The organism is Pseudomonas sp. 3MA1 (genome assembly GCF_029237275.1).
Taxonomy (GTDB): Bacteria; Pseudomonadota; Gammaproteobacteria; order Pseudomonadales; family Pseudomonadaceae; genus Aquipseudomonas; species Aquipseudomonas fluorescens_AP.
Genome location: NZ_JAACFX010000006.1, coordinates 319,409 through 338,277, shown reverse-complemented (window position 1 = coordinate 338,277; position 18,869 = coordinate 319,409). Strand labels below are relative to the sequence as shown.

General features: G+C 65.4%; 20 protein-coding genes. 9 read left to right on the top strand and 11 right to left on the bottom strand.

Annotated features, from left to right (window positions below):
- The first annotated feature begins 353 nt into the window (after positions 1 to 353).
- Both GWQ44_RS18800 and copC read left to right on the top strand, forming a co-directional pair.
- Positions 354 to 2,444 carry a TonB-dependent receptor gene (locus GWQ44_RS18800; protein ID WP_275928021.1) on the top strand — a complete coding sequence of 697 codons (2,091 nt, stop codon included), beginning with the start codon at positions 354 to 356 and terminating at the stop codon, positions 2,442 to 2,444.
- Positions 2,445 to 2,522: 78 nt separating this feature from the next.
- Positions 2,523 to 2,897 carry a copper homeostasis periplasmic binding protein CopC gene (gene copC / locus GWQ44_RS18795; protein ID WP_275928020.1) on the top strand — a complete coding sequence of 125 codons (375 nt, stop codon included), beginning with the start codon at positions 2,523 to 2,525 and terminating at the stop codon, positions 2,895 to 2,897.
- On the opposite strand, the gene mbnM is transcribed toward copC, so the two are convergent.
- The 8 genes from mbnM to GWQ44_RS18755 form a co-directional block, all read right to left on the bottom strand.
- Positions 2,873 to 4,246 carry a hypothetical protein gene (gene mbnM / locus GWQ44_RS18790; RefSeq protein ID WP_275928019.1) on the bottom strand — a complete coding sequence of 458 codons (1,374 nt, stop codon included), beginning with the start codon at positions 4,244 to 4,246 and terminating at the stop codon, positions 2,873 to 2,875. The two genes, copC and mbnM, sit on opposite strands and share 25 nt — an antisense overlap.
- Positions 4,233 to 4,811 carry a methanobactin biosynthesis protein MbnC gene (gene mbnC, locus GWQ44_RS18785; protein WP_275928018.1) on the bottom strand — a complete coding sequence of 193 codons (579 nt, stop codon included), beginning with the start codon at positions 4,809 to 4,811 and terminating at the stop codon, positions 4,233 to 4,235. Before mbnC ends, mbnM begins: the two co-directional genes overlap by 14 nt.
- On the bottom strand, positions 4,808 to 5,620 hold the full coding sequence (gene mbnB, locus GWQ44_RS18780) for a methanobactin biosynthesis protein MbnB (protein WP_275928017.1): 813 nt from the start codon (positions 5,618 to 5,620) through the stop codon (positions 4,808 to 4,810). The genes mbnC and mbnB overlap by 4 nt, the downstream gene beginning before the upstream one ends.
- Before the next feature lie 62 nt (positions 5,621 to 5,682).
- Positions 5,683 to 5,778, bottom strand: a complete 96-nt coding sequence (gene mbnA / locus GWQ44_RS18775) for a methanobactin (protein ID WP_016963189.1) — start codon at positions 5,776 to 5,778, stop codon at positions 5,683 to 5,685.
- 145 nt (positions 5,779 to 5,923) lie between these two features.
- Positions 5,924 to 7,060 (bottom strand): methanobactin export MATE transporter MbnM, encoded by a 1,137-nt coding sequence (locus GWQ44_RS18770; protein WP_275928016.1) that lies wholly within the window; start codon positions 7,058 to 7,060, stop codon positions 5,924 to 5,926.
- Positions 7,057 to 7,944: an MbnP family copper-binding protein gene (locus tag GWQ44_RS18765; protein WP_275928015.1), complete on the bottom strand. Its 888-nt coding sequence runs from the start codon at positions 7,942 to 7,944 to the stop codon at positions 7,057 to 7,059. Before GWQ44_RS18765 ends, GWQ44_RS18770 begins: the two co-directional genes overlap by 4 nt.
- Positions 7,945 to 7,960: 16 nt before the next feature.
- The gene (locus GWQ44_RS18760) at positions 7,961 to 10,090 is read right to left on the bottom strand and encodes a TonB-dependent hemoglobin/transferrin/lactoferrin family receptor (protein WP_275928014.1); all 2,130 of its coding nucleotides are present in this window, start codon (positions 10,088 to 10,090) and stop codon (positions 7,961 to 7,963) included.
- Between the two features lie 72 nt (positions 10,091 to 10,162).
- The gene (locus GWQ44_RS18755; protein WP_275928013.1) at positions 10,163 to 10,588 is read right to left on the bottom strand and encodes a DUF2946 family protein; all 426 of its coding nucleotides are present in this window, start codon (positions 10,586 to 10,588) and stop codon (positions 10,163 to 10,165) included.
- A gap of 404 nt (positions 10,589 to 10,992) precedes the next feature.
- On the opposite strand from GWQ44_RS18755, the gene GWQ44_RS18750 reads away from it, so the two are divergent.
- Entirely contained in the window at positions 10,993 to 11,280 is a 288-nt protein-coding gene (locus tag GWQ44_RS18750) for a c-type cytochrome (protein WP_047304380.1), read from the top strand.
- A 173-nt stretch (positions 11,281 to 11,453) separates the two neighbouring features.
- Complete coding sequence (locus GWQ44_RS18745; RefSeq protein ID WP_275928012.1) at positions 11,454 to 12,017, top strand: fasciclin domain-containing protein; 564 nt, start codon at positions 11,454 to 11,456, stop codon at positions 12,015 to 12,017.
- Between the two features lie 120 nt (positions 12,018 to 12,137).
- On the opposite strand, the gene GWQ44_RS18740 is transcribed toward GWQ44_RS18745, so the two are convergent.
- Complete coding sequence (locus tag GWQ44_RS18740) at positions 12,138 to 12,719, bottom strand: putative natural product biosynthesis protein (protein ID WP_275928011.1); 582 nt, start codon at positions 12,717 to 12,719, stop codon at positions 12,138 to 12,140.
- A gap of 418 nt (positions 12,720 to 13,137) precedes the next feature.
- Positions 13,138 to 13,521 (bottom strand): DUF2946 domain-containing protein, encoded by a 384-nt coding sequence (locus tag GWQ44_RS18735; protein ID WP_042940846.1) that lies wholly within the window; start codon positions 13,519 to 13,521, stop codon positions 13,138 to 13,140.
- A gap of 503 nt (positions 13,522 to 14,024) precedes the next feature.
- Between GWQ44_RS18735 and gltS the strand changes: the two genes are divergently transcribed.
- The 4 genes from gltS (at position 14,025) to GWQ44_RS18715 (ending at position 18,049) form a co-directional block, all read left to right on the top strand.
- Positions 14,025 to 15,236 (top strand): sodium/glutamate symporter, encoded by a 1,212-nt coding sequence (gltS, locus tag GWQ44_RS18730; RefSeq protein ID WP_275928010.1) that lies wholly within the window; start codon positions 14,025 to 14,027, stop codon positions 15,234 to 15,236.
- A gap of 421 nt (positions 15,237 to 15,657) precedes the next feature.
- The gene (locus tag GWQ44_RS18725) at positions 15,658 to 16,368 is read left to right on the top strand and encodes an SDR family oxidoreductase (protein WP_275928009.1); all 711 of its coding nucleotides are present in this window, start codon (positions 15,658 to 15,660) and stop codon (positions 16,366 to 16,368) included.
- Positions 16,362 to 17,909 carry a cryptochrome/photolyase family protein gene (locus GWQ44_RS18720; protein ID WP_275928008.1) on the top strand — a complete coding sequence of 516 codons (1,548 nt, stop codon included), beginning with the start codon at positions 16,362 to 16,364 and terminating at the stop codon, positions 17,907 to 17,909. The genes GWQ44_RS18725 and GWQ44_RS18720 overlap by 7 nt, the downstream gene beginning before the upstream one ends.
- Positions 17,906 to 18,049 carry a DUF2256 domain-containing protein gene (locus tag GWQ44_RS18715; protein ID WP_016964061.1) on the top strand — a complete coding sequence of 48 codons (144 nt, stop codon included), beginning with the start codon at positions 17,906 to 17,908 and terminating at the stop codon, positions 18,047 to 18,049. The genes GWQ44_RS18720 and GWQ44_RS18715 overlap by 4 nt, the downstream gene beginning before the upstream one ends.
- Positions 18,050 to 18,060: 11 nt before the next feature.
- Here GWQ44_RS18715 and GWQ44_RS18710 read toward each other — a convergent pair whose 3' ends face one another.
- Positions 18,061 to 18,402 carry a hypothetical protein gene (locus tag GWQ44_RS18710; RefSeq protein ID WP_275928007.1) on the bottom strand — a complete coding sequence of 114 codons (342 nt, stop codon included), beginning with the start codon at positions 18,400 to 18,402 and terminating at the stop codon, positions 18,061 to 18,063.
- A 200-nt stretch (positions 18,403 to 18,602) separates the two neighbouring features.
- Here GWQ44_RS18710 and GWQ44_RS18705 point away from each other — a divergent pair, with 200 nt between their 5' ends.
- Positions 18,603 to 18,866, top strand: a complete 264-nt coding sequence (locus GWQ44_RS18705) for a hypothetical protein (RefSeq protein ID WP_275928006.1) — start codon at positions 18,603 to 18,605, stop codon at positions 18,864 to 18,866.
- Positions 18,867 to 18,869 lie beyond the last annotated feature (3 nt).

Below are 18,869 nucleotides of genomic sequence, written 5' to 3'. Positions count from 1 at the left end.
GTTAAAAAATAATGAACTTTTAGCCAATATGTTGACGTAGAGCCTCGGCAGCCATTCCAGACCACTGAGCGCGCGCGGGATCATGCCTGCGACAGTCCGCCGCACCCGCGACTGCCTGTGTCGCGATCCAGCGCGGCCACTGCCGCATCGGCGGGCTCCAGGCCAGCACCCTGCAAGCAGGTCACATCATGCGTCAGCCTGTCGCACCCAGGCCGGGTGGCCCCTGGCAAGACTTTCGATCCAGGCCTGCGGAAAATACCGGCCCGTTACCGTCCCTATCTGCCTTCCCCCCCCTCTGGCCTGTGCGGCCGGCGATGGCCCTGGGGGAAGTCCTGGCTGTCTGGAAGTTGCCTATGCCTGTTCTTGTCACTTTGCCCCGGGCAAAGAATCCGTGCCCATCCCCTGCCCTGTGGCCGCTGCTGAGCTGCGGCTTGCTCGCCCTGAGTCCGCTGTCCACCGCCTTGGCTGAAACGGCCAAGGTCGAGAACTCGGCCCTGACCCTGGGCACCGTCACCGTCCAGGGCGGCGATGCCGAAGGCAGCGGCCCCTTGAGTACCCGCAGCGTGCTCAGTTCGGTGGACATCCTGGGCAGCGACATCCTGGAAAAGATGCCGGTCAACTACAGCTGGGAGCTGTTCAGCCGCGCGCCGGGGGTGATGCTCACCGAGTTCAACCAGGGAACGACGTCCGGCAAGATCTCCTTTCGCGGCTTCAACGGCGAGGGCGAGGTCAACGCGGTCAAGCTGCTGATCGACGGGATTCCGAGCAACAGCAACGACGGCAACATGCCGTTCATGGACATGATCTTCCCCATTGAGCTGGACAGCATCGAAGTGGTGCGCGGCACCAGCGATGCCCGCTACGGCCTGAACAACATCGCCGGCAATGTGAACATGCTCACCCGCAGCGGCGGCGACTACACCAAGGCACGACTGCGCTACGGCAGCTTCAATACCCAGGAAACCCAGTTGGCCAAGGGCATCGAAGGCAGCAACTGGACCCAGAACTACTTCTTCGCCTACCAGAAGGCCGATGGCTATCGCGACCACGCCCAAGCGGACAAATTCTCCCTGTCCGGCAAATGGTTCTACACACCGGACGACGGCCGCTACCGCATCGGCCTGATCGCCCGGCACTACGAAACCGAGGCCCAGGAACCGGGCTACCTGAGCCAGAGCGATGCCCATCAGCACCCGACGATGAGCAACAGCTACAACGCCACGGACAAAGGCACGCGGCGCATGAACCAGCTCAGCCTGCATCTGGACACGGATCTGGCCGACACCCTGGCCTGGTCGGCCAAGACCTACGTCAACACCTTCGACGATCGGCGCTGGACCCAATACTGGCGCACCAGCTCGCAGCAGGAGCGCGACACCTACGAAACCCAGTACGGCGCCCTCAGTTCCCTGACCTGGCGCCCGCAAGTCAGCTGGCTCCATGCCTTTGCGCTGGAAGGCGGCGCGGATGTGCAACAGCAGCAGAACCGCAGCGAGCGTTACCGCACCCAGAACCGCGCCCGCCTGGCCCAGACCCGGGATCAGCAGTTCGACTTCGACACCTACGGCGCTTACCTGCAGGCCGAGATCAAGCCGTTCGAGTCGCTGAAGATCGTGCCGGCGTATCGCGTCGACAAGATCCAGGGCGACTTCACCAACCAAATGACCGGCCTGGACTACGACATCAACGACTACGGGCTGATCAAGCAACCCAAGCTCAGCGTGGTGTATTCGCCCTGGACCGTGGCCAGTCTGTACGCCAACTGGGGCCGCACCTTTCAGGTCGGCACCGGCGCGGCGGCGTACAAGATCCCGCCCCGCGACACCGACCTGGCGCCGTCGATCAACGAAGGTTGGGAAACCGGGATCAAGTTCACCCCCACGGACTGGCTAGATGGCCGCGTCGCCTACTGGCGCCAGGACGCCAGCGGCGAAGTCAGCCGCCGGCTCAACGACCCCAGCGGCGAGTCGGACAACGTCGGCGAAACCCGGCGCTGGGGCTACGACCTGCAGTTGAACCTGCACCCCGACGAACGTACCGACCTGTGGCTGGCGTACTCCTGGCAGTACTCGAAAATCCTCAAGCCCAGCGCCACCCTGCCCAACAGCCAGGGCCAGGAAATCGACCACATTCCCCATCACCTGTACAACGCCGGTGTCAGCTACCACCTGACCCCTGCCCTGCAACTGACTGCCTGGATGAACGGCCAGACCCACTACTACCTGGAGCGGGAAAACACCCAGGGCACCTATGGCGGTTACGTGCTGATGAACCTTGGCGCCACCTACAAGGTCACTGAGTCGGTGAGTGTCGACCTGCAGTTGAAGAACCTCACCAACCGCTACTACGAATACGTCTGGTACGACCCGGACGGCGCCAAGGCCTCGCTGCACTCGCCGGGCGACGGCCGCGCACTCTACACCGGCATCACTTTGGACTTCTGATCAATCACCCTGCCCGGGCGCGGGTCGCCCGGGTCAAGTCGCGCATTTGTACCCACCCCTTGATAAGAGGCACCGCCCATGACCGCCTACGGTTCGAAAAAAATCCTCACCACCCTGGCCCTGCTGGCTTCCCTGACCAGCGCCGGTTCGGCGTTCGCCCATGCTCATCTGAAGAGCGAAACCCCGGCCGCCGACTCCACCGTCAGCGCGCCGAAGGAATTGCGCCTGGTGTTTTCCGAAGGTGTCGAAGCGCAGTTCACCCAGGTCAAGATCAGCACCGGGAACACGGACGTGGCGGTCAAGAGCATTGCCAACGCTGCGGGCGATCAAAAAACCCTGATCGTCACCCCGCAACAGCCACTGGCCCCCGGCGAGTACAAGGTGCAGTGGCATGCGGTGTCGGTCGACACCCACAAGAGTGATGGCGCCTACGGTTTCACCGTCGGCAACTGAGCCTGGGCGTCGCCCATGGCTGCAGCGAGCCCGCAAGGTTGCGGGCTCGCTGCGCGGATGCACTGAATACGCCTGGCCAGCCACAGCAGGGCCAGCGCTTCCGGCACCAGCACATAACCGTAGGCAACCAGCGGCAGGTCCAGGCGCAACCCGAGCGCCAGGAGCGGCAAGCCAATCGCCCATCCCAGCAACGCATCCACCTTGGCGATGGCGACAAACTCCCCCAGGCTCTGCAAGGCCGCGCGCATGGCATTGCCGGCCAGACGCAGCGGCAGCGACAACCCCAGCATCAGCACAAAGCTGCTCCACCACCGGCCCTGCTGGGCATACACCCACTGCCCCAGCCAGGGACCGAGCAGAATCAGTAGTCCCCCCAGCAACGCCATGCCCGGCACGCCCAGGCGCAACAGCTGCTTGAGCAGCCGGCGCACCTCGTCCTGGGCGAGCCCGGCGAAGCGCATGGCCAGAAAGCGGATCAACGCCACCAGCGGCGCAAATACCAGCAAGGCCAGGAAGGTTCCCGCCGCGAAGGCATCCAGACGCTGGGTATCGACCGGGGCAATCTGCGGCGCCGCGAACAGCACCAGGGTCACCAGCCCCAACAGCTGCATGGACAGCAGTCGCAGCCCTTCCCAGGCGCTCTGGCGCAGCACCGCCCTGGCCCAGTCCGCTGCGGGCAGCCAGCGTCCCCGGCCCATCAGCGGCTGCAAGCGCCGTAGCACCCAGGCGCAGGAACCCAGGTGCAGCAGCAGCGATGCCATGAAGCAACCGGCGAAGCCAAACCCCAGGCCCTCGATGAACAGCAGGTTGAGCCCAGCCTTGGCCAGCAGCTCGCAGAGTTTCCAGCGCACCACCAGCGGCCCCTGTTGCGAGGCGTGCAGGATGAACGCCGCGCAGCCATTGAGCAGGCGCAACGGCGCCGACGCCGCGAACCAGGGAATGGCGCTGAGCAGCAGGGCTCGCAGTGCGGCATCGTCAGCGCTGAGGCCGACCGCCAACGGCGGATAGGCCAGCAAGCCGACCAGGCTCAGTAGCAGCCCGAGGATTACCGCCAGCGTCAACGCACCACGCATCACCGGCCCCGGCTGCCCCTCGCGGAGCGCTCGGGCGACCCGGACCGAAACCACCGACCCCAGGGCCATGCTGGCCAGCAGATCGAGCAGCGCCAGACGCGCCAGCATCACGTAGGCCGCCGGCATGCCCGGGGCCTGGTGCGCCAGCATGCCGAGGTCGATCTGGGCCAGCATCTGCGCCACCGCGAAGGCCAGCACCAGGGCTGCAAAACCGGCCCAGAACCCCCGGCTGCGCACCGTCAGCGCGGGCCTGTCCCGCTGTTCAACGCGGGACATCGGTCCAACCGGGAAAGCCGTCTTGCCGATGCCGACTGTGCACCGTGAAATAGCCAAAGGCCGCCCCCGGCGCCGGCAAGGGTTCGGCCAGCTCGATCTGCTCGATGTCCCTGGCGCCCTCCAGGGTCTGGGTTTTCCAGCCGCAGACCAGATCCGGCAGGTCCGCGGCGGCGAGGAAGATGCCGTTGGCCTCGCTGCGGTCACCGGTGGCCCAGCGCGCCGCCGAGGCGCCCATCAGCTGGTAGCGCAAGGCCGGCGTCACGTGCCGGGCAAAGCTCGATTGCTGCAGCCAGACATCCAGCCACAGGTAATAGGTCCAGTTCAGCGACAGCCGCTGCTGCGCCGCCCAGCTCATGAACGGGCGAAAGATCGCCAGCCCGTCCGGCCCCGACAGCTGCAGCAAGCCCGGGCAGATATCGAACAAGGTGTGCCAGTAGACCCGCAGGCTGCTGTCGATGCGCACAAAGGCCCGGGAATCACGGGGGTAATCGCCCTGGCGTTGCGGCACGCTCAAGGCATGCAGCAGTTGGCTGTCGGTCCTGGGCAATGGGTGCTCGGTCTTCATGTCCGCGGCTCCATGGGCGAGGAGGGAAAAATGCTCCGCAGCCGTTGCAGGTCGCCGATGATTTCGGCCTCGTCGAAACGGCCGTCGCGTTCGTAGGTCAGGGTTGCCTCGGGACCGTCGAACAGCCCGCGATAGCGTTGCAAGAACCCCAGGGTGGCCTCGGAAAGCACCTGGTCGTGGGTGTCGAGAATCAAATGCGGTTGCAGGATCGACAGGTTGTAGCCGGCGGTATGAAAGTGCGATGAGTGTTCAATCACCCCCTCCCAGGCCTCCAGCGGTACGCCGCAGTTGAGATGGGCACACACCGCGTTGGAGGCGTCGAACAGCACCCCGGCGCCGGTATCGCGATAGAGCCGCTCATGAAAGGCCGGAGCGTCGTGGCCACCGTCCATGATCGACGGGTAGTTCTCCAGCAGCAGCTGACAACCCAGTTGCTGCTGCCACCAGTCGACACGCTCGCGCACCTGCGGGTAATCGCCGACATAGTCGATCTCCGCCAGGTGATACAGCTGCCGCCCGTCGTGACTGAAGCGCGCCACGTGATCGGACACATACAGCGGCCGCAAGCGCTCGATCAGCTCGCGCAGGCGCCGGGCCAGGCTTTCAAGGGCCGGGGTGTCGTTTTCAATGAACTTGGAAAACATGATGTGAAAACCCACCGGCGCGGCAAAACCTGTCTCCAGTTCATCGATGGGCACGGCCAGGAAGTTGTCGATCAGCAGCTCGACATAGTCGATGTGGCCGCCCGCCAGGAGCTTTCGCACCAGGGGCGCGGTGTCTCCCAGGGTGTAGTTGAAGCCGATACGCATGGTCTTGCACCTCCTTGCTCAAGACCCGCCACGGGCGCCGGGCGCCCGTGGCGGGAAGGCTTTTAGTTAACGCCTACCGGGGCACAGCACGAGGCGCAGCAGGCACCGGCGCGACCGGCGATGTGCAGGGTGTGCTTCTTGGCGATCTTGATGCTCATAAGGTGTTGCTCCTTGCTTGATTGAATGGGCGCAGGCGCCCGGGTCTGGCGAATTCGCCATTGAGTTAATGCGGTGCAGCGGGTGGTTTTCTTAAGAGCAGCCTCCTTGCTCCCGGCGGGAACGCGTGTGGTGATGGGGAACGGATCAAGGCCGGCGCTTCCACGGGTCTTGCCAGCGCGGGTCGTGGAGCAACGAGTCGTCGGTCAGGGCCTTGAGAAAGGCCAGCAGGTCGCGCTTCTCTTGCGCGGTGAAATCGATGCGCGCAATCAGCCCGCTCTTGTACGGGTTCAAGCGTCCATCGCCCTGCTGCGGGCCGCTGGCGATCAAGCGGCCGCCCTCGGAGTAGAAGTCAATCACCGCTTCCAGAGAGGCCAGGCTGCCGTCGTGCATATAGGGCCCGGTGACCTCGACGTTGCGCAGGCTCGGCGCGCGAAAGGCGCCCATGTCCTCGGCCTTGCCGGTGCTTTCATAGAGCCCGCGATTGGGGAAGGGAAAGCCGCCGGCGCCGTCGATGTTGTACAGCCCGGTGTTGTGAAACGGGGTGTCCACCACCCGGCTGCGGGCATGCACCACCTGATCGTTGAAATTGAAGCTGCCGTGACAGTGATGGCATTCGGCGCGCTCGCCAAAGAACAGCGCCATGCCCCGCTGCTCGCTGTCGCTAAGTGGCTCGCGGCCCTGCAGGTAGCGGTCATAACGGCTGTCCACCGAGACGATGGAACGCTCGAAGGCCGAGATCGCCCGGATCACCGAGGCCATGTTCAACGGCTGCGGCTGATCGGCAAAGGCCTGGCGGAACAGCGGCAGGTACAGCGGATCGGCCGCCAGCCGCGCGAGGATCTGTTGGCGATTGCCGTCATTGACCCCCATCTCGATCGGGTCGTCGCCAAACAGCGGCACCTCCATCTGCCGCTCCAGGCTGACGATGGCCGGCGCCGCCCAGTTATAAGTGGCGTTCCAGGCGCTGTTGGCCAGCCCAGGGGCATTGCGGTGAGTCAGTTCCCCGGTGCCGCCCACCGACAGCGCGCGACCGTCGCTGAAGGCTCGCTCTTGCAGGTGGCAGGAGCTGCAGGAGCGGTTGCCCGTGGCCGACAGTCGCGGGTCATAGAACAGCCGCCGACCCAGTTCGACCTTGGCCGCCGACATCGGGTTGTCCGCCGGCACCCGCGGTTCCGGCACATGGGACGGCAGTTGCCAGTTCCAGTCCTGCGCGGCCACCGGCCAGGCCACCAGCACACTCAGCAACAGCCCTGTGAGCCGGTATCCACCCCTGCCCTTCATGGCTTGGCGCGCGCCGCAAAAGCCGGCGACTGTCCCGGTTGCAGTGGCAGGCCGCTGTTCAAGTCCAGGCCCAGGCGCGCAAACAGCGTGACGCACTCGGGATCGCTGGGGCCGCTCATGCAACCCACTGCAGCGCCCCGGTCCTGGCCCAGGGTGCTGTCCTGAAACAGGGCCGCCAGATCCAGGACCACCCGCTGTCGGCCCGGGTCGAAGTCCGGCAGCGTCAGGGGAATGCGGTTGGCCCGCTGGCACGCCACCGTTTCGCCGGTCACCGGGTTGCCGCTGCAGCCAGTAGCGCCCAGGTGCAGGTACCAGGTGCTGGCCTTGGCGCCGTCGGCCTTGGTCACGCCGCCGACAGGATCGACCTCAAGCTTGATGAACTTGCGCCCGGCCTGCCAGCTCCAGCCCATGGCGGCCAGGTCCAGCGGCGCGCCCTGCAGTTCGGTGCTGCTGTGGTTCAACGCCTCCGGCACGCCCAGGGTCAGGCTCAGCCCCCGGTAGTGCCCGGGCGGTACCCGGCCGGATACCTGGGTGTTGATGCCTGGCGTGCCACCTGCGCAGTGCCCGCTGCCGTCTTCGAAGTCGAGCAAGGCCACCTGGGCGTCCTGCCAGTCATTGATATCCAGGCGCAGCGGCACCCGCTGGCCCGTCGCGTCGATCAACGCCACGTCCTGTACATAGAAGCGCGCATCGTGCAGCGCCAGCCTCTGGCGGTCGCGGCCCAGAGGGCCAAAGGGTTGGCCGCAGTTCACCGGCTGAGCGCCGGCCACCAGGGCGAAATCCACGGTGACCGCCTGCTCGGCAGGGGGCACCGGCTCTTTCGCGGCGCACCCGGCCAGGCTGGCCAGGGCGATCAGGGCAAGGCCTGAAGTCAAATAACCCATAGTGAAGCTCCCGAGGTCAGAAACGCGCGCTCAGCGTGAGGTTCACGCTGCGGCCTTCTTCATAGGTGAAGGTGTTGGCCAAGGACTGCTGATAGGTGCTGTAGGCCTTGTCGAACAGGTTGCTGACCCCCAGGTCGGCGCGGTACTGGCGGTACTCGAAGGCACCGCCGATGTCGTGGATCACGTAGCCCTGGCGCCGCCGCAACTCGGTGGCGTCGTAGTCCTGGGCCCAGACGTACTGGCCCTGGTAGTTCAGCGACCAGTGCTCATCCAGGCGGTACTGGCCGCCGAGCACCAACTTGTCCGGCGGTGCATACAACTGGGCGCCGGTGTCGGCGTTGCGTGAACGCAGCCGCGAATAGCCGGCGCCCAGGGACAGGCGCTGCCATTGGTAGCTCAGTTGCGCCTCGCCGCCATGGCGCTCGGCCTGGGCCACGTTGATCCGCTGGAAGATCATCCCGGTGCCGGCAAACGGCGCCTGCCGCGCGTAGCGGCCGACCACCTGCTGGTCGATCAGGTCGTCGACGTCTTCGCGAAAGTAGGTGACCTTGGCCCGCAGGCTGTCGCCCCCGGCCAGCAGGTCATCGAACGCCAGCGTGGCGCCGACCTCGCGGGTCTTGCTGGTTTCCGGCTTGAGGCCGGGATTGGGGCGGAAGTTGAACAGCGCCCGGCGAGTGTTCAGGTTGCCGAACATCTCGGTCATGGTCGGCGCGCGGAACGCCTCGCCGTAGCTGACGAACACCCCGAGGAATGCCCAGGGCTGATACTTGAGCGCCACCTTGGGCGACAGCCGGCTGTGGCTGGAGTCGTCCTGGCCGGGGGATGTCAGGCGGTAGTCGTCATGGCGCAGGGCGGCAATCAGGGTCCAGTCGTCGAGAAACGCCAGCTCATCCTGGACAAAACCACCCAGGGCGCGCATGTGGCCATTGGGCAGGACGCTGTTGGATTGACCGTCGGAGGCGTTTTCGTTGCTGTCGCGGTAGCCGTCCACACCGTAGGTCAAACGGTGGGTTCCGGCGTTTCCAGCCTCGATCCGGCTGGTGTTCTGCAGGCTGGCACCCTGGGTCTTGGTCTGGGTGGCGGTGGTGGGTTGACGTGGCACCGAGCGGCTGTCGCCGTCGAGGGTGAAGCGCGTCTGGTACAGCGCCAGCTTGCCGTCCAGCAAACGCTGCTCGGCATCCTCGAAGGCCCAGCTGGCGTTGTATTGCTCCTGTTCGCGCTGGAGCTTCTGCGAGAACGGAAACAGCAGGTTGCCGCCAGGGTTGGTCGGGCCGACCATCTGGTCGGCAAAGCGCTGGTAGCCCAGCTCGAAATGGTTCAGCTCGTTGGGCGAAAAACGACTCTTGAGCAGGCCGCTCTGCAGATGGCCGTCGTTGGGGTACTGGGCATCGCTGCCGCTGGCCCCGGTGTGAATGGTGCCGTAGTCGCGGTAGGTGCCGCTGGCCAGAATGTCCGCACGCTCGCCCCGCGCGGCCAGGGTCAGGTTGCTCGACGACTCGCGGTTGGCGCTGCGATAGCCGGCCTTGATCCGGCCGCCGCTGCTCTGGCCCGGGTCAAGCATGTCGTCGGCATTGAGCGTCTCGATGGCCATCACCCCGCCCAGCCCGCCGCTGCCATAGGCGGCGGACATCGGTCCGCGGACCACGTCGATCTGCCGGATCAGGTCCGGATCGATCAGCAATGGGGTGTTGACCCCGCCATCATTGTTGCGTCGCGCGCCATCCACCGTGAGGATGATCCGCGGTCCCTGCAGGCCGCGGATCGCCGGGCTTTGCGCGGCGGCCCGGGGGCCTCCGCCGTAGTTCACGTTGGGCAGGGTGCGCAGCGCCGTGGACAGGGTATTGGCCTGGACCTCATCCAGCTGCTGACGCTCAACAGTGGACACCGAGGCCGGCAGTTCAAAGCTGCTGTTGGCGGTACGGGTGGCGGTGACGGTGGTGGTGTCCAGGGCGAAAGGCGACGCGGCCTCTTCCGCGGCCTGTCCATGCGCGGTGTTGATTGCCAGCGCGCAGGCAATCGTCAGCAGCGACAGTGGCCAGCGGCGCCGGCCCGGCCCGCCATGGGCGGCGCCAGTGTGATGAAAAGAATGCACGGCAAAAGGTTCGGCAACGCGCAAGGCGGCCGCGACCCGGGTCATAGCAGACATGACAGGACGTCCAAAGGTGATCACGAAAGTGCACCAGGCCCAGAACTTCAGGGCTGGCGTGATGACTGGCGTTCAGCCGATGGCCGGCGGCGCCCTGGCCTGGGGCGTGTCGTCGCGATTACTGACGGGGGGACGGGTATTTTCGGGGGCGCCAGGGACCTCACGGCCGACGCTGGCTGTCGACAACCAGGGCCAGGCCGGCTGCAGCGCCACACCGCCGACAAAGGGGCACAGGGCGCAGCCTTGGGCAGCCCCCTGCCCCTGGCTGTCGTCTTGATCCTGATCCTGATTCTGGCCGGCGCGGGCCTGGAACTCGGCAAGAGACACCCGCTGCATGCCCTGTGCGGTGCACACCAGCAGCCACTCATCGGTGGCGCCGGAGCCCGAGACGGGCATCGGCATGCTGGCCCAGGTCACCGCCTGCAAGACCATGGCCAGCAGGCACACCAGCAGGTCGAGCCTGGGCCGAGCGTGTCGCCGGTGCCGGTTATAGATCATGCAAGAGTCCCTGCCGTTTGGGTGTATCAGCGATGCCCGGTGAAGGGGCAAGTTCCGTGCTTGAATGCCTGATCGTTCGGGGCGAGGCCTGTAGGGCCCGCCTCGTGAAATCGCTAAAAGAGTGCCGGGCTCTTCGTGGAACACCGGCACTCAGTGACGTGATGTAACCCTGCCTAGAGAAAGCATCCCGCCGGCCGGCAATGTAGCACGCAGGCTTTGCCGGCCTGACGTGCGACAACCTGCCACAGGTCGGCCTTCGATTCCTCGCGGATCGGCCAAGGGTGCGCTGGTCGCCGGCGACTGCGGCAGGCTGTCGCAGTGGGTGCGTAAAAAACCCCTCCCTACACTGCGTCGACCGCGCCGATGCGCGACAACCTGATGATAAGAACACGATGAGGACCATCATGAAGACGCTACTGGCCGCCGCCTGTTTACTCGCATTCACCAGCGCCCACGCCGCCCAGGACCCGGAGGCGGTGTTCAATCGCGCCTGCACCGCCTGCCACAGCGGCCAGTTGCCCATGGCGCCGAAAAAAGGCGATCAAGAGGCCTGGAAGCCGCGCCTGGCGCAAGGCTCCGCGGTGCTGGTCAAGCACGTGACCGAAGGCTTCAACGCCATGCCGCCACGCGGCCTGTGCATGGACTGCAGCGCCGAGGATTACCAGGCGGTGATCGACTGGATGTCCAAGTAAGGCGCGGCCTGCCCTGCCCTGTTCTGCGCTTGCAGCGCAGGCTGGGCAGGCCGTTCAGGGTCGAGTGAGCCTGTGCTGTGGGAAAAACTTCGCCAGCGCTGCATCCGTTGGCCGATGCGCACCGTACATTCAGCACCCTCATCAGGAGGGCCGAATAATCGAGGAGCTGCATCATGCAAACCTTTACCAAACGCCTGGCCGCTGTCTGCTTCGCCGTCTTCTCCGTTACTGCCCCCCTCAGCGGTTTCGCCGCCGATAGCGTGATGGTCGGTGGCGCTGCGATGTACCCCAGCAAAACCATCGTGGAAAACGCGGTCAACTCCAAGGACCACACCACCCTGGTCACGGCGGTCAAGGCCGCGGGGCTGGTGGACACCCTCAACAGCAAAGGCCCGTTCACCGTGTTTGCCCCGACCAACGAGGCGTTCGCCAAGCTGCCGGCCGGCACCGTGGAAACCCTGGTCAAGCCTGAACACAAGGCCGACCTGACCAAGATCCTGACCTACCACGTGGTGCCCGGAACCCACACCGCCGGGCAGTTGATGGCCGAGGCCAAGCAGCATGGCGGCCAGGTCATGCTCAAGACCGTCCAGGGCGAAGCGCTGACCGTCAAACCCTATGAAGGCAAGCTCTGGGTGATCGATGCCAAAGGCGGCAAGTCGGCGATCAGCATCGCCGATGTCATGCAGTCCAATGGGGTGATTCACGTGGTCGACAGCGTGCTGCTGCCGCAGTAACCCAAGGTGCCCGGCCGACCTTGCCTCTGCCGGGCATCGACCGGGCATCGGCCCTGTGACCAGCCCCCTGCGACCAGGCTCCCACGGCCTTCGCCGCGGGGCCTTGGCCCGATAGCGGGCTCAGGGAATCGGCAACCAGCGGCGAAATCCCGAACCGCCCTTGGCGCTCAACGGGCACCAGGCAAAGTCCCAGGGCACCGGCGGATACTCCTCCGGCTCGCCATCAACCTGTGGCACCAGACGCGGCGCCACCTTCCAGTCGAACACCCAGTCCGGCGATTCGCGCCAGGCCAGCACCAGCCCACGGGCCTGACTGTCGTCAGTGTTGATCCAGCGCGCGGCCGCGGCGGTCATGAACGCCTCGATATGCTCGGCATTGATCCGCGCCCCGTAGCGTGAGCCCAGGAGCCAGCGGCACAGGCTCAGGTAATAGGTCCAGTTCAGCGGCGGATGATTGCGGTAGGCCCAGGTCATGAAGCCACGGAAGATGTTCAAGCCATCCGGCGGATCGAGCTTGAGCAGCCCCGGACAAACATCGAACAAGGTGTGCCAGTAAGGCAGCAGGCGCGCATCCAGGTGCACGAAGCTGCGGGCGTTGCTCGGGTAATCGGGAAACGGCAGCAGAAAATCGCCGTGGTTCTGTCCCCGGGGGCTCTTGCTCAGCAGGCGGCTGACCCCAGAGGGGATCGCCAGTGTGCGCATCTCAGCCTGCGGCGCCCCCGTACTCGCGTTGGCGGCAACGGGCCGCGCTGGCTGTCGCCAACCTTGAATGATTCGAGCCATGTCGTGCTCCTTTGCATCTCAGCCATAACCATGAACACGCCCTCGGCCCAGTGGCCGTGGAAACGCGCGGATAACAAGGGTCATGTGCGAGCCTGAGGACAGGAACGCCGCGGCCAGGCGTTGTGCCGGCTGGCCTGGCGCAGGCCGCAGCGGACCCGCAGCGGCAAGCACCCGGACTCGCGGGCACAGGTTGCAAACCGTTCATGCCACACACTCACAATCATGAGGATCGAATGGCCCGGATTCAGCCACGCAGCGGCCGCCGGCGGCGGCCACAGAGGTGAAGGACACAGGCCAGGCGGCGGTCAGCGGCGAATGCGGCTGCCCGCCTGCGGGCTCAGATCAGCGGGGAGGCACGAGGGTTGGCCGAGGGCCAGGAGTAGCGTGGGGGCGCCTTGCAGCGCGGTTCAAGACAGCGGCGCCGGACCTGGCCGATGCGCAGCAGCCAGCTCAGGCAGAACAGCAGGACCAGATTCAGCGCGGCTCCCGAGCAGACCGGGCAGGAAAAACTGCCGACCCAGGCACTGGCGGCCTGATCGCTGAAATCGGACTTCTGCACCGGCGCCTGGCTGCCCTGGGTGGAGCAGAACTGCCCGCCTACACCATTGAGGGCAAGGCCCATCATCTGGCCGTGCCCCAAACCGCAGGCGAACACATTGAACAGGACGCAAAAGTACAGGGTCCAGGCAATCAGCGAGCGGTCGGGGCGGGACAGTTTCATGGGCGGCGACTTTAACACCGAATAACTTGGCGGATGAAGCAGGAACTGGCTGGCGACCATTCGACCACGGGCAGGGTCAACGGTGATTGAACGTCCCGCTTGGGGGCTGGACGAACTGCCCCTAAGGGCCATGTTTCATAAGACATTTCTTAAAAGACCGCCGCCAATAAGTCCTGATCCAGCGCGTTAATCGGTTCTTAACCCTGCTGCGATGAAGTTCGCGCGTCATGACGCTGGTGAAAGACTCGGGTGTATCCCCCCCTTGAGCAACCCCGCATCCCGCACTCAACCCACCACGACACAAGCATGGCGGCCCCCTGTCATGGCCCCGTTCCGGCGCCGCGCCCTGGTTGGTGATTTGCGGCACTGACGCGCCAATGACTCTGGCAAGCCCGTGAGGCCGCCCCTACCCCCGCGATTAAACAGGTTGAGGCTTCTCAACCCTTTTTGCCGACGCAACTGGCTGGCAGTGCGTCCTGAATCCCAGACTGAGGAGTGTGCGAATGGTCCAACTGGACTTCTATGGAACCCTGGTGGCCGCATCATTGGTGCTGTTGCTGGGACGTGGCCTTGTCACCCGAGTCGGTTTCCTGCGGGCCTACAACATCCCCGAACCGGTGGCGGGCGGCCTGGTGGTGGCCTTGCTGCTTCTGCTGCTACGGGGGATGGGGGACATGGAAGTCAGAATAGACACCTCGCTCCAGGCGCCCTTGATGCTGGCCTTCTTCGCCACCATCGGCCTGAGCGCGGATTTTGCCAGCCTGAAAAAAGGCGGACGCAAGCTGGCGATCTTCCTGCTGGTGGTGACCGCCTTTCTGCTGCTGCAGAACGCCATGGGCATCGGCCTGGCCAAGGCGCTGGGGCTTGATCCGTTGATGGGGCTGCTGGCCGGCTCGGTGACCCTGTCCGGCGGTCACGGCACGGGCGGGGCCTGGGGTGCGGTGTTCAAGGAGCAGTATGGCCTGGCCTCGGCCCCGGAAATTGCCATGGCCTCGGCCACCTTCGGCCTGGTGCTGGGGGGCTTGATCGGCGGACCGGTCGCCCGCCTGCTAGTCAAGCGGGTGTCGACGCCTGGGCTTGCCCAAGCCGAAGCGCGCCGGCCCCGGGGCTATGAGCAGCCCTACAAGGAGCGGCAGATCACCGCGCTGAGTTTCATCGAGACTCTGGCCCTGGTCGCCATCAGCCTGCAGGCCGGCAACTTTCTCAGTGGCTTGATCCAGGGCACGGCGCTGGAACTGCCGACCTTCGTCTGCGTGCTGTTCGTCGGGGTGGTGTTGCGCAACGGCCTGTCGGCGCTGGGCTGGCACCAGGTCGTCGATCAGGAGGTGTCGCTGCTGGGCAATGTCAGCCTGTCGCTGTTCCTGGCGATTGCCTTGATGTCGCTGCGGCTCTGGGACCTGGCCAGCCTGGCCCTGCCGATCCTGATTCTGCTGGCCGTGCAGACCCTGGTGATGGCGCTGTTTGCGATCTTCGTCACCTTCCGCGTCATGGGCCGCAACTATGATGCGGCCGTCCTGGCGGCTGGTCATTGCGGCTTCGGCCTGGGCGCGACTCCGACGGCCATCGCCAACATGCAGGCGGTGACCCAGCGCTACGGGCCGTCGCCAATGGCATTCCTGGTGGTGCCGATGGTCGGCGCCTTCTTCATCGACATCAGCAACGCCGTCGTGATCAAGCTGTACCTGGCGCTGCCCTGGCTCGGCCTGGCCGCTTGACCGCACCGTCCACCCGCCGGTCCTTCGGATGGGCGGGCCGGCGGGCGATTCCTGAGCCCAGCCGCCGGGCAAAGCTGTACAACCCATCGACCACGTACAACCTAATCGCCCGGGTACGACTCCTCGCCGCCCAGGCAGGCACTGGCCCTGTGCCTCCGGTCCCGCCCCCTTGGCTGGCGTCGTCGGCGCCACAACAACAGCACCATGGCCGATAGCAGAGCCAACAGCAGGCACATCCCCCACATAGCCGTCTCCTTCGCTTGGCGAAGCCGACTGCGGCTTCAGCCTGAAGATTTTTAGCAGGTCATGCTGCAAATAACCTGTACAAAATCAAAATTTATGTACAAATATTACCCATGGATATCCAGGGTGCGAGCAGGGAGTCGGGCTCGCTGCCACGTCAATCGGTGGGTAAAACACAATGAGCACTACCTTGAACATGCAATCCCTGGGCGCGGGCTACCGGGCCCTGGTGATTGGCGCCAGCGGCGCCCTGGGTTCGGCCTTCTGCCAGTGGCTCGAAGAGGACCCGCACTGCGCGGCGGTCCGCGCCCTGTCCCGCAGCACGCTTCCCGGGCTCGACCTTGAACAGCCCGACAGCATTGCCCGGGCCGCCGCCGAATTGGCGGATGAGGCGCCCTACCAGTTGATCGTGCATGCCGCCGGCCTGCTGCATCGCGCCGACATCAAGCCGGAAAAAACCTACGCCGCCCTTGAAGACGCAGCGCTCAAGGCGGTGTTCCAGGTCAATGCCGTGGGCCCGGCCCTGGTCCTGCGGCACTTTCTGCCCCTGCTGGCGCCCCAGGGCGCCATGGCCCTGATGTCGGCCAAGGTCGGCAGCATCGGTGACAACCGCCTCGGCGGCTGGTACGCCTACCGCGCCTCCAAGGCCGCGCTGAACATGCTGGTTAAAACCGCGGCCATCGAACTGGCGCGAACCCGGCCCGGGGCCCGCCTGCTCAGCCTGCATCCCGGCACCGTGGTGTCGCAATTGTCGCAACCGTTTCGCGGCTCCGCGGCGGCGCGTCCGGCCAGCGTGGCGGCCTGGGAGCTGCTGACGCTGATCGACCGCCTGAGCGCGGCCGACAGCGGCCAGTTCTTTGCCTACGACGGCGAGCGCCTGCCATGGTAAGCGCCGGTCCTGGCGGCCGACTGGGGCTGGTGCTGGGCGACCAGTTGTCGTTCGACCTGGAGTTGCTCAAGGTCCTGGACCCGGCCCACGACACCTTGCTGATGGCCGAAGTCGACAGCGAAGCGCGGTATGTCCGCCATCATCCGCAGAAAATCCTGCTGATCTTCAGCGCCATGCGCCACTTTGCCGAGCGCCTGCGCGAGCAAGGCTGGCGGGTGATCTACGTCAAGCTGGACGACCCTGACAACAGCGGCAGCCTTCCTGGCGAGCTGCGGCGCTGGCAGGCGGCCCTCGGCGCGACGCAGTTGCATGTCACCGAATGCGGGGAATGGCGGCTGGAGCAGGCCCTGCGCGATGCCGGACTGCCCCTGACCGTGCATGTGGACCGGCGGTTCCTGTGTTCGCGCGAGGCGTTCCGCCAGTGGGCGGCCGGGCGGACGTCGTTGCGCATGGAATATTTCTACCGCGAGATGCGCAAGCAAAGCGGCCTGTTGCTGGAGCCCGATGGCCGCCCCTGCGGTGGCACCTGGAACCTTGACGCCGACAACCGCAAGGCCCTGCCCCGGGGCCTGCGCGGGCCCTTCGCGGCGCGCTTCGACCACGACGCCATTACCCGCGAAGTGCTGCAGCTGGTGGGCCAGCGCTTCAGCGATCACTACGGTGACCTGGAGCGCTTCGACTATCCGGTGACCCACGAGCAGGCGCAGGCGTTGTGGCAGCACTTCCTCGACTTTTCCCTGGCCGCCTTCGGCGATTACCAGGACGCCATGGCCGAGGGCGAGCCCTTTCTGTTCCATGCGCGGATCAGCGCCGCACTGAATATCGGCCTGCTGGATGTGCGCCAGCTCTGCGCCGATGTCGAGCAGGCCTACCGCGAGAACCGGGTGGCGCTGAATGCCGCAGAGGGCTTTATCCGCCAACTGATCGGCTGGCGTGAATATGTCCGCGGGATCTACTGGCTGCGCATGCCGGAATACGCCGAGCTCAACGGCCTGGGCAATACCCGGGCCCTGCCGGAGTTCTACTGGAGCGGCGCCACCGAGATGCGCTGCATGGCCCAGGCCATCGGCCAGACCCTGGAGCTGGGCTATGCCCACCATATCCAGCGGCTGATGGTCACCGGCAACTTTGCCCTGCTGGCCGGCATCGCCCCCAAGGCCATCTGTGACTGGTACCTGGCGGTCTACCTGGATGCTTTCGATTGGGTCGAGTTGCCCAATACCCTGGGCATGGTGATGCATGCCGACGGTGGCTACCTGGGCTCCAAGCCCTATTGCGCCAGCGGTCGTTATATCCAGCGGATGTCCAACTACTGCGGCGGCTGCCGTTACCGGGTAGACCAGGCCACCGGCAGCGATGCCTGCCCGTTCAATGCCCTGTACTGGCAGTTCCTGATGCGCCACCAGGAGCAACTGGGCGCCAACCCACGGCTGGCCCTGACCTATCGCAACCTGCAGCGCATGGACGCTTTGCGCCGTGAAGCCATCTGGCAACGGGGCGAGGAGTTGCTGGCGCGCCTGGACGCCGGAGAAGCCTTGTGAAGAAGTCCGACCTGCCGCGCAAGGACTGTGCCGCCTGCGGCCGGCCCTTCACCTGGCGCAAGCGCTGGGCGCGTTGCTGGGATGAGGTGCGCTGGTGTTCCGAACGCTGTCGCCGCAGCGCCCGCGCCAGCAAGCCATGAGCCCGGGCGGCTTACAGGCAGTCTTGCGCGGCCTTTTCGAAATGGGACGGAGCAAAGCTGGAGGCCAGCAAATGCCGCTCATAGAGGAACACCTTGCCGCCGTTGGGGGCTTTGTAGGCTTCCAGTACGTTGTCCGCGGCCACCTTGCTGGTGACCACGATCCGGTAGCCACGCTGCGACTGCGATACGGTTGCGGTCTGGTCGCTGCTCTGCAGCTTGGGGATCACGCAATCGGCGTATTGGGCGGGGGTTTTGCGGGTCTGCATGACCAGGCTCGGATCGTTGGGCGCGGAGGCACAGCCGGCCAGCATCACAGCGGCGAAAGTCATGGCAAACAGGGGTAAAAGGCGCATCGGACACATCCTGAAGTCAAGAACGCGGGTACAGGGCGCCACGGGTTGAACCTTGCGGGCGCTATCGAGGGCGGCGATTTTCCACGGTTAGCGCGTCCAGCAAAATAGCTGTTTTTTGATTGTCACTATTACTTGAACCAATAGTTGCCCTGCGGGCAGACTGCCCGGCAGTCCAACGACAACTAGAAAAGGATTCTTGCGTGCGAACTTTTGATCTTATCCGCGATGCCGTCCTGCCCGAATTTCGCGACCGGGTGGCCGACTACCTGATCGAGTACGAAAACGTGCTGGGCGATCCCGGCGCCGATCCGCACTTGCTGCAGGCCGTGGCTTACCAGCTGCGCGGCTACCTGCGCGGCCTGAATACCACCCGGGTGCTGGGCATGGCCGAGTGGGAGGAGCTGGACCGACGGGTGCTGGCGACCTGGTTGAGCCCGGCCCAGGACGCTGACGAAGCCGATTGACAG

Bases quoted from the DNA above. Each gene is read 5' to 3' on its own strand.
- GWQ44_RS18800 (WP_275928021.1), top strand. From the start codon at position 354: ATGCCTGTTCTTGTCACTTTGCCCCGGGCAAAGAATCCGTGCCCATCC.
- copC (WP_275928020.1), top strand. From the start codon at position 2,523: ATGACCGCCTACGGTTCGAAAAAAATCCTCACCACCCTGGCCCTGCTG.
- mbnM (WP_275928019.1), bottom strand. From the start codon at position 4,246: ATGTCCCGCGTTGAACAGCGGGACAGGCCCGCGCTGACGGTGCGCAGC.
- mbnC (WP_275928018.1), bottom strand. From the start codon at position 4,811: ATGAAGACCGAGCACCCATTGCCCAGGACCGACAGCCAACTGCTGCAT.
- mbnB (WP_275928017.1), bottom strand. From the start codon at position 5,620: ATGCGTATCGGCTTCAACTACACCCTGGGAGACACCGCGCCCCTGGTG.
- mbnA (WP_016963189.1), bottom strand. From the start codon at position 5,778: ATGAGCATCAAGATCGCCAAGAAGCACACCCTGCACATCGCCGGTCGC.
- GWQ44_RS18770 (WP_275928016.1), bottom strand. From the start codon at position 7,060: ATGAAGGGCAGGGGTGGATACCGGCTCACAGGGCTGTTGCTGAGTGTG.
- GWQ44_RS18765 (WP_275928015.1), bottom strand. From the start codon at position 7,944: ATGGGTTATTTGACTTCAGGCCTTGCCCTGATCGCCCTGGCCAGCCTG.
- GWQ44_RS18760 (WP_275928014.1), bottom strand. From the start codon at position 10,090: ATGTCTGCTATGACCCGGGTCGCGGCCGCCTTGCGCGTTGCCGAACCT.
- GWQ44_RS18755 (WP_275928013.1), bottom strand. From the start codon at position 10,588: ATGATCTATAACCGGCACCGGCGACACGCTCGGCCCAGGCTCGACCTG.
- GWQ44_RS18750 (WP_047304380.1), top strand. From the start codon at position 10,993: ATGAAGACGCTACTGGCCGCCGCCTGTTTACTCGCATTCACCAGCGCC.
- GWQ44_RS18745 (WP_275928012.1), top strand. From the start codon at position 11,454: ATGCAAACCTTTACCAAACGCCTGGCCGCTGTCTGCTTCGCCGTCTTC.
- GWQ44_RS18740 (WP_275928011.1), bottom strand. From the start codon at position 12,719: ATGCGCACACTGGCGATCCCCTCTGGGGTCAGCCGCCTGCTGAGCAAG.
- GWQ44_RS18735 (WP_042940846.1), bottom strand. From the start codon at position 13,521: ATGAAACTGTCCCGCCCCGACCGCTCGCTGATTGCCTGGACCCTGTAC.
- gltS (WP_275928010.1), top strand. From the start codon at position 14,025: ATGGTCCAACTGGACTTCTATGGAACCCTGGTGGCCGCATCATTGGTG.
- GWQ44_RS18725 (WP_275928009.1), top strand. From the start codon at position 15,658: ATGAGCACTACCTTGAACATGCAATCCCTGGGCGCGGGCTACCGGGCC.
- GWQ44_RS18720 (WP_275928008.1), top strand. From the start codon at position 16,362: ATGGTAAGCGCCGGTCCTGGCGGCCGACTGGGGCTGGTGCTGGGCGAC.
- GWQ44_RS18710 (WP_275928007.1), bottom strand. From the start codon at position 18,402: ATGCGCCTTTTACCCCTGTTTGCCATGACTTTCGCCGCTGTGATGCTG.